Genomic DNA, 910 nt, shown 5'->3' with positions numbered 1-910 from the left:
AAATATGGCGAGATAATGGTGATCCAATTAACGCCGCGAACTGAGGTTCCAAATCGGCGCTTATCACCGTGGATCGTTGAGTTGACTGTCAATAATGGATACCGTTCTGCCAGCATTCGTTCTTGAGCTTGATACTCATGGTAATTTCGAGGTAAGGTGACACCAAAATCACAATACCCAGCATCCGGAGAGAGCTGTTCTTTGAGAAAATCGAACCACCTTTGAAATTTAGTTAATCCATCCTCTTGAAAGAGATAATCCCAAGGCAAAGTTAACTTTAGATATGTACGATTATAATGCCCGCTAGCTTCAAGTGAGAGTGACGTTGACATAATATAATTTGCCGCTGTATCAGCATTAAATGCATCACTCACATGCCACTCTAGGTCATCCTTATCCGTACCTGACAAAAATTTGGTTTCAAATTTTTGGATGTTCGCCTCATTGTATTTTTTTAGCCCTGAAAAACCGTGGGTATGAAAACGCAGCTCATAACCAAATTCTTCACGAAAACGACGAAAACAATTTAACGCATTCTGTTTTTTCTCAGCGGTATAGCCGAACGGATAAATCATAATGATGGTGATACCCAAACGCGTCACCGCCATCCCTTCACTATTAAGTAATGAAAAATTCGCCAGTTGTTGTTCGATATGCTGTCTTTGTGCTTCGAATGTCATGTTTCCCTCTCAGCTAATCATCCCGTTTCCCTTCACGCACTAAATGCCAAAGGGTAGTACCTTCGGGGTTATTATTCACATCAAACGCAATATCCCCTTGTTCTGTTAATGATCATGCAAAACTCCACCAAATTAGGCAGGAAAGATCGTGTAAAAATGATCCACCTGATAGCTCTGCTACACTCCCTGTTTTTGCAAGGGATAATTTGGAATGCTTTGTATGGAAACCA

Annotated in this window: 1 protein-coding gene; it reads right to left on the bottom strand. The window is 41.0% G+C overall.

What is annotated here, in order from left to right; translation table 11 throughout:
• A partial coding sequence (locus ACLPIE_RS22520) for a type VI immunity family protein (RefSeq protein ID WP_430263846.1) occupies positions 1-680 on the bottom strand: 680 nt, incomplete at its 3' end.
• Between the last annotated feature and the right edge of the window lie 230 nt (positions 681-910).

This window comes from Providencia sp. Me31A, assembly GCF_050487165.1.
Taxonomy (GTDB): domain Bacteria; phylum Pseudomonadota; class Gammaproteobacteria; order Enterobacterales; family Enterobacteriaceae; genus Providencia.
Note: the sequence above shows the minus strand (reverse complement) of the source record. Positions and strands in the feature narration are given on the sequence as shown.